Origin of the sequence: Collinsella sp. OM06-18AC (genome assembly GCF_003438785.1) — a bacterium.
In the GTDB taxonomy this organism is placed as follows: domain Bacteria; phylum Actinomycetota; class Coriobacteriia; order Coriobacteriales; family Coriobacteriaceae; genus Collinsella.
In genome coordinates this window covers 44,139-51,662 of the sequence record NZ_QSTX01000016.1, presented here as the reverse complement: position 1 = coordinate 51,662, position 7,524 = coordinate 44,139, and the positions used below count along the sequence as shown (strand labels likewise).

Below are 7,524 nucleotides of genomic sequence, written 5' to 3'. Positions count from 1 at the left end.
CGGATGACTTGAAGAAGGGGGAGGCCTCGCGGCCTCCCCCTTTTTTGTATCTCGGGCAATTTGTCTCACATAGTAGCTGTGTTTTATAACCCTCGTTTGTCGCATCTTCTGCGAACGGGCTACAATAACTTAGTCTGTGCGATATGGAGGTGAACATGGCTGAAGCTGGTATCGGCGTTGATATCGTCGAGATTTCCCGCATGAAATCAATTCTTGAAAAGACGCCGTCGTTTGCTCGGCGTGTGTTTACCGAAGAAGAGCGTGCGTATTGCGATGTATCATCGCGTCCCGCTGCTCACTATGCGAGCCGCTTTGCTTCGCGCGAGGCGGTGCTTAAAGCTCTCGGCACGGGTTTTAGTCAAGGCGTGGGTCGCAAGGATGTTTCGGTAACGCGTGATAAACTCGGCAAACCGAAGGCGCTGCTTTCGGGCCGTGCTCTCGAGATCGCTCAAGAACTGGGCGTTGTTGAGGTCGCTCTTTCCATTACGCTTACGGGAGACTTGGCCGTTGCGAATGCCATCGCGATTACCGAAGATGCTCGGCCTAAGCCAAAAGATGAAAAGGTGAGCACCAAGAAACGCGTTGCGCAGACATTTAAAGAGGCTCGCTCTGTATTAGATGAGCTCGAGCAGCTGCAGAATTCAGCATTGACGGAGCACCTGGGCGATGCTTCGCAAGATACGCTAGGAGCATAGATGAAACCGGTTTTGAGTACCGAAGAAGTCGTTCGTCTCGAGGATATCATCGAACGCGAAGGGACTTCGAAGGCCGAGCTTATGGAGCTAGCGGGTGAGTTTGCCGCTAACGAGGTTTTGAAGCTCAATCCCGATCGGGTTCTCGTTTTGGTCGGTTTTGGTAATAATGGCGGCGACGGTTGGGTTGCCGCCGATATCCTGAGCCATAAGGGTGTGGACGTGGATATCGTTTCTCCGGTTGAACCGGATGAGATTCCTGCTGCTCTGGCACGTCATGTTGCTCGTCGTACTGCCGGCCGCGATGTGCACGTTTGCGTCGGCCCCTCGCGTGATGAACTCGAGGTTTTGATCGATAAGGCCGATGTTGTTGTCGATGCCATTTTTGGTACCGGTTTCCACGGGAATCTGCGTGCGCCGTTCTCCATTTGGATTCCTACGGTCAATGAATGCGCCGATTGTGTCGTATCCATTGATGTCCCCTCGGGCCTGAATGCAGAGACGGGCGTTGTTGATGACGACTGCATTCGTGCCGAGCGCACGGTGACGATGATTGCGCCCAAGATTGGTCTGTATAGCGCTGATGGTCCTGAGTATGCTGGCGATTTGATCTGCGGCAATCTTTACGACCGTCTTGACGAGGTCATCGATGATGTCGACCACGCCGCCGAGATTGTCGAGCCCGGTGACTTAGTTGATTACTTTGCTCCGCTACCATCGAATATCGATAAGTATTCCCGTGGCTCCGTGCTTATTGTCGCCGGATCTGCGCAATATCCTGGTGCTGCCATTATGGCGGCCAAGTCTGCAGCTCGCGCGGGTGCTGGTTACGTGGCAGTCGCGGCTCCTGACGCCTGCGCCAATCTCATTCGCATGGCACTTCCTTCGATTCCGGTCTTTGCTATTCCGTCTGATTCCCGCGGCTCCTTTGGCGCCGCTGCGCGCATGACGGTGTGCGAGATCGCAAAGAAGTACAGCTGCGTGCTGTGCGGTCCCGGTATGACGACGTCTGCCGGCGCTATGCAGGTGGTTTCGGGCTTGCTCGAGCTTGATGTACCGCTAATTTTGGACGCCGATGCACTCAACTGCCTTGCTAAGATTGCCATTGACGGTATTGATAGTAACCCCGAGATGTATCGCCGCGAGCAGCCGTTGGTTATGACGCCGCACTATCGTGAGCTTTCGCGCCTGGTTGCCGGTGACGAGGTGAACGACCTTGGTACCGCGATTGCGGCCGCGCAGAAGGTTGTCTGGGCTGCAGGCTCCGACAATCTGGTGGTCATTGCCAAGGGGCCGACGACGGCTATCTGTGGCGTTGAGCGTGTGCTGCTGCCGCTCTCGGGTCCGGCTTCTCTGGCAACTGCCGGTTCGGGTGATGTTCTCGCGGGTATTTTGGCCGGCACGCTTGCCACCATGCGCGACGAGATGGATCGTTGGGAGTTGCTGTATTCGTACGCCGTCGCACTTCACAGCTACGCCGGTTTTGCCGCGGCGACGGAGTATGGTGAGAAGAGCGTCATCGCGACCGATCTTATCGACTTGATCGGTCCTGCCATGGAGCTGGCGGCAAAGGATGCGCTCGAAGATCTGGGAATCATGGACGAAGGGTCGGATGACTAATCATGAATAAAGCCGATTTGACGCGCTGGTCCTGGGTCGAGATCGACCGCGGGGCGCTCCGTCGCAACACGAGGGCCTATAAGAACTTGTTGAATCCGCGTCAGCGCCTGTGCTGCGTGGTCAAGGCCGATGCTTATGGTCATGGAGCTGTTGAGTGTGCCAAGATCATGTATTCGGCCGGTGCCGACATGTTTGCCGTGGCGACGGTTAACGAGGGCGTTGGGCTCCGTCAGGGCGGGATTACTAAGCCCGTCCTGATTCTAAGTGAGCCGCCTATCGAGGCTATTCCTGCATTGCTCGAATTCGATATCATGCCCTCGGTCTATACGTCCGATTTTGCTCTTGCGTATGGCGAATGCGCCGTCGCGGCGGGCAAGGTGGGCAAGTACCATCTTGCCATCGAGACGGGCATGAATCGTATCGGTGTTCACTACACACAGGTGCTCGACTTTGTACGCGGCATCAGTTTCCATCGCGGCATCCAGTGCGACGGCGTATTTACGCACTTTGCCACGGCCGATGAACCTTCGGGTTGGGACTACAAGCTGCAGTGCCAGCGTTTTACCGAGGCCGTTCAGGCCATTAAGGACGCAGGTTTTGAATGCGGTATCGTGCATTGTGCCAATACGCCGTCCTCGATGCTCGATTCTTCAATGCACTTTGACATGATTCGTGCCGGCATCGGTTTGTATGGTCTGCAGCCATGTGAGCTGAGTGGTCGCGTGATGCAGCTTGATCCCGTCATGAGCGTCCACGCGCGTGTGACGCGCGTGGCGCATCCTGCGATGGGCGAGGGCGTGGGCTACGGCTTTACCTACCGCGTACCGCGCACGCGCGTTCAGATCTGCACCCTTCCGATCGGTTATGCCGATGGCCTTTCGCGTACGCTTTCCAATCGTATGGACGTGCTGTATCGCGGCGAGCGTGTGCGTCAGGTGGGCAATATCTGCATGGACCAGTTTATGGTCGCCATTCAGTCCAACCCGGCGCATGAGATTCCCGAGGCCGAGTATGGTGACGAGATGATCATTGTCGGCCGCGATGGAGATGCCGAGATTACCATGGACGAGATGGCGCGCCTACGCGGCACGATTAACTACGAGGTCGCTTGCGGCTTTGGTATGCGTCTCGACAAGGTCTACGTGTAGGAGTCGCTATGGGCGTCATGCACATCCCCGGCCATAGCCATCAGGCGCCGCGTGAGGTCGCACTCGAGGAGATCGAGGCCGTTCTGGGCGATTGTCACCTTTGCCAGCTTTACCAGTCGCGCCATAACATCGTGTTTGGCGTGGGAAACCCCCACGCTCGCGTGATGTTTATTGGCGAGGCGCCGGGCCGCAATGAGGATTTGCAGGGCGAGCCCTTTGTGGGGGCGGCAGGCGAGGACCTCAACGGCATTTTGTCGCTGGCGGGGCTCAAACGCGAAGACGTCTACATTGCCAACGTGCTTAAGTGCCGCCCGCCGGGAAACCGCAATCCGCGTCCCGAGGAAGTGCTGGCTTGCTCGCCATTTTTGCGTGAGCAGATTCGAAGCATCTGGCCCGATATTATTGTGACGCTCGGCAACCCCGCGACGCACTTTGTGCTAAAGACCGAGATTGGCATTACTAAGCTGCGCGGCAGGTTCCACCAGATGGGGCATTTTGTGGTAATGCCCACGTTCCATCCGGCAGCAGCGCTGCGCAATCCGGCGTGGCAGGAGCTGCTGGAGGAAGACTTTAAGATGCTGGGCGACTATCTGGAGCGACATCCCGCGCCAGAGGACGCCTCGGAATAATAAGGAGCATATATGTCCCTGGAGCGCCTGGGGGTAGGTACTTACAAAACGACTTGCGCTGCCGATACGGAGTACTTTGGCGAGCTAATTGCACCGTGCCTTGAGGACGGCGATGTGCTCATCCTGACCGGTGGCCTGGGAGTGGGCAAAACTCACTTTACCAAGGGCGTCTCGCGCGGGCTGGGCGATGGGCATATGGTTACGAGCCCTACGTTCGCCCTCATGGCCGTTCACGATCAAGGTCGTATTCCGCTGTTTCACTTTGATCTATACCGCCTGGAGCATGCCTACGAGCTCGAGGATACGGGCATTTTCGATGTGCTGGGCTATGAGGGTGCTTGCCTGCTGGAATGGGGCGAACAATTCCAGGACGAGCTGACGGATGAGTATCTTTCGGTGACGCTCAGGCGTGATGAGGGCGACAGCGACGTGCGAACGATAACGCTTGAGGCGCACGGTGACCGCGCAATGGAGCTTTCCCATTTGATTGATAAGGCTGTACAAGATGAGCTTGCATAACGACAACGCGCTGGTGGTGGCGCTCGATACCTCGACTGACATGCTTGCCTGCGCGGCAAGCTGGATTGATGGGCAGACGGGTGAGACGAAGCTCGTGAGTGGCGACCACATGTGTCGCCGTCACGCCAACGTTGAGCTCGTGAATACCGTTGATGGCGTGCTGGCTCAAGCCGGTCTGGATCGCAGCGATGTTGGTTGCTATGTGGTCGGCCGCGGCCCGGGGTCCTTTACGGGTGTGCGCATCGGCATCTCCACTGCCAAGGGCCTCGCGCGTGGTGCCAATGTTCCGCTGCTGGGCGTGTCGACGCTCGACGCTTGCGCTTGGACGGCGTGGAAGGCTGGCGTGCGCGGCAAGCTTGGTATCTTGGCCGATGCTATGCGCGGTGAGGTATATCCGGCGCTGTATATGCTGGTCGATGAGGGTCCCGAGCGTCAATTTGAGCGCGAACACGTGGTCAAGGCCGCCGTGGCGCTCGATGAGTGGCGCCAAGCAGCGGACTGGGGCCAGGTTCAGCTGACCGGTGACGGTCTAGTGCGCTATGGCAAGCTGCTGGGTGAGGACGAGGCCGCCCGCTGCGTGGAGCGCGACCTGTGGTGGCCTTCGGGCGAGGGCTTGCTGCTCGCGCACGCTGCGGGTGACGGCGATCCGGCCCGCGTCCTGCCGATTTACACGCGCCTTTCGGATGCCGAGGAAAACGAGCGCAAGCGTCTTGGTCTTGCCGAGAGTGCGCAGAGCGAAATTACGGGTGTTGCCGATGAGCTCGCCGGTCGTCATCTGCAGTTCCGTCCCATGGGCGCGGCGGATGCCGAGGGCGCAAGCGCGCTGGAGGCTGCCTGCTTTGAAGGTGCCGGACACGAGGCATGGACGCCGGGCATGTTCCTGTCCGAACTGGGCGAGGACGTCGCTGCGCCGCGTAGTTGGTGGGTGGCACACGACGACGGCAAGCTGCTGGGCCTTGCCGGCGGTATGGTCGTGGACGGTGATGTGCAGATTCTGGATGTCGCCGTCGACCCGGCACATCGCCGTGAGGGCATTGCCCGCAAGCTGCTGTCGCATGTGAGCTATGATGCCCAGATGCTCGGCTGCACTACGGCTTCGCTCGAGGTCGAGGACGGTAACGAGGGAGCGACCGCGCTTTATAACGCTCTGGGCTTTACCGAGGCTGGCCGTCGCCGCGGCTACTATGGTGCCGGCAAGGACGCCATCGTCATGACGGCTCCGCTGCCCCTGGTGCTTCCGGTCGATAATGCTTCGCCCGAGCCGACGGCGGCAGAGCAGCGCGTATGGCCGCTGCCTGCGCCTGGGCGCTCCGAGGGGGAGCGTGCCGAAATTGAGCGCCGCCGCCTAGTGCTCGCTATCGAGAGCTCCTGCGACGAGACGGCCGTGGCGATTATCGATGCGGATGGCAATATGCTGGCCAACCAGGTGTCGACACAGATTGATTTTCACGCCCGCTTTGGCGGCGTGGTGCCCGAGATCGCCTCGCGCAAACACGTTGAGGTGATTGTGAGTGTCGTGGATGCGGCGCTCGAGGATGCCGCAGCATCGCTTGGTCTTGAGGGTGGAGCCATCGCGCCGAGCGAACTCGCCGCTGTTGGCGTGACGCAGGGTCCGGGCCTGGTGGGTGCTCTGGTAGTGGGCGTCGCCTTCGCCAAGGGCTTTGCCTATGCCGCCGGCAAGCCGCTCGTGTGCGTCAACCATCTGGAGGGCCATCTGTTCGCCAACCTGCTGGCGCAGCCCGATCTCAGGCCGCCGTTTATCTTCACGCTCGTCTCGGGCGGTCATACCATGCTCGTGCACGTGAAGGCATGGGGCGACTACGAGGTACTTGGTGAGACACTCGACGATGCTGTGGGCGAGGCCTTCGACAAGGTAGCCAAGGCGTTGGGTCTGGGCTATCCCGGTGGCCCCATCATCTCCAAGCTGGCCGAGACGGGCAACCCCCGCGCGATCGATTTTCCTCGCGCGCTTAACAGCAGGGGAGACTATCGTTTCTCGCTTTCGGGTCTTAAAACGGCCGTGACGCTCTACATCGAGCAGGAGACCAAGGCCGGGCGCACGATTCACCTGCCCGATCTGGCGGCTTCGTTTGAGGCAGCCGTCTTTGACGTTCAGTACAAGAAGGCCAAAAACGCCCTGCATGCCACCGGATGCAAGGAATACTGCATCGGCGGCGGCGTCTCGGCTAATCCGCATCTGCGCGAGATGATGATCAAGAAGCTTGGGCGTCAGGGGATCCGCGTAACGGTGCCACCGCTTTCGGCGTGCACCGACAACGCCGCCATGATCGCAGAGGTTGCCCGCCGTAAATTCGACCGAGGAGAAATCTCGCCGTTCGACGTCGACGCCGATCCAAACATGACGCTGTAGCTGGTACGGCGCGGTCCCCGGACGGAGGGGCCGGATATAAGGTTTCCTGCTCTACAGTCCTGCGCAAGACGAAGGCCACATTAAGTGGCCTTCTTTGCGTGCGGAACTCGCGATAAACCTTATATCCGGCCCCTCCGTCCGGGGACCTTTCTGTATCGATATAGCTTCTGAGCTGGTTTGGCGTCGACAACGTCCGGCAAGGTTAGCCAGCTGCGTCGAATTTCCGGCGTGCTTTAGCTGAAAGAAAAAGATGGTGTGCGGAGCTTTGCTCCGCATTTGGGATGGGAGCCCCTGAGAGCCGCGGGAGCCGGGCGGCGCATATGAACTTTATCGCGAGTTCCGCACGCAAAGGAAAGCACTTAATGTGCTTTCCGTCTTGCGCAGGACTGTAGAGCAGGAAAGTTCATATGCGCCGCCCGGCTCCCGCGGCTCCCGAGGGGCATCTCTCATGCAAAAACTTTTGTTGGGTAAAGTCCGAGGTCAATGGCGTTTTATACCGAGAAATTCAAAAATAGTTGAAAATTCATTACAAATTTGCGTTGACT

General features: G+C 58.9%; 6 protein-coding genes. All 6 read left to right on the top strand.

All coding sequences use genetic code 11. The annotated features are described in order from the left end of the window. The first annotated feature begins 155 nt into the window (after positions 1-155). From acpS to tsaD, 6 genes are read left to right on the top strand one after another with little or no spacing between them, the layout of a single operon-like run. The gene (acpS, locus tag DXB86_RS09165; protein WP_117736900.1) at positions 156-695 is read left to right on the top strand and encodes a holo-ACP synthase; all 540 of its coding nucleotides are present in this window, start codon (positions 156-158) and stop codon (positions 693-695) included. Continuing rightward, positions 696-2,312 carry an NAD(P)H-hydrate dehydratase gene (locus DXB86_RS09160; protein ID WP_082435564.1) on the top strand — a complete coding sequence of 539 codons (1,617 nt, stop codon included), beginning with the start codon at positions 696-698 and terminating at the stop codon, positions 2,310-2,312. A 2-nt stretch (positions 2,313-2,314) separates the two neighbouring features. Beyond that, positions 2,315-3,460, top strand: a complete 1,146-nt coding sequence (gene alr / locus DXB86_RS09155) for an alanine racemase (protein ID WP_089573672.1) — start codon at positions 2,315-2,317, stop codon at positions 3,458-3,460. A gap of 8 nt (positions 3,461-3,468) precedes the next feature. Beyond that, entirely contained in the window at positions 3,469-4,089 is a 621-nt protein-coding gene (locus DXB86_RS09150; protein WP_089573671.1) for a uracil-DNA glycosylase, read from the top strand. 12 nt (positions 4,090-4,101) lie between these two features. After that, complete coding sequence (gene tsaE / locus DXB86_RS09145) at positions 4,102-4,608, top strand: tRNA (adenosine(37)-N6)-threonylcarbamoyltransferase complex ATPase subunit type 1 TsaE (protein ID WP_089573670.1); 507 nt, start codon at positions 4,102-4,104, stop codon at positions 4,606-4,608. Then, a complete protein-coding gene (tsaD, locus tag DXB86_RS09140) occupies positions 4,595-6,979 on the top strand; it encodes a tRNA (adenosine(37)-N6)-threonylcarbamoyltransferase complex transferase subunit TsaD (protein ID WP_117736899.1) in 2,385 nt (794 codons plus the stop codon). The genes tsaE and tsaD overlap by 14 nt, the downstream gene beginning before the upstream one ends. The last annotated feature ends 545 nt before the right edge of the window (positions 6,980-7,524 follow it).

Excerpts from the sequence above, each read along its gene's own strand:
- acpS (WP_117736900.1), top strand. The coding sequence starts at position 156 with ATGGCTGAAGCTGGTATCGGCGTTGATATCGTCGAGATTTCCCGCATG.
- DXB86_RS09160 (WP_082435564.1), top strand. The coding sequence starts at position 696 with ATGAAACCGGTTTTGAGTACCGAAGAAGTCGTTCGTCTCGAGGATATC.
- alr (WP_089573672.1), top strand. The coding sequence starts at position 2,315 with ATGAATAAAGCCGATTTGACGCGCTGGTCCTGGGTCGAGATCGACCGC.
- DXB86_RS09150 (WP_089573671.1), top strand. The coding sequence starts at position 3,469 with ATGGGCGTCATGCACATCCCCGGCCATAGCCATCAGGCGCCGCGTGAG.
- tsaE (WP_089573670.1), top strand. The coding sequence starts at position 4,102 with ATGTCCCTGGAGCGCCTGGGGGTAGGTACTTACAAAACGACTTGCGCT.
- tsaD (WP_117736899.1), top strand. The coding sequence starts at position 4,595 with ATGAGCTTGCATAACGACAACGCGCTGGTGGTGGCGCTCGATACCTCG.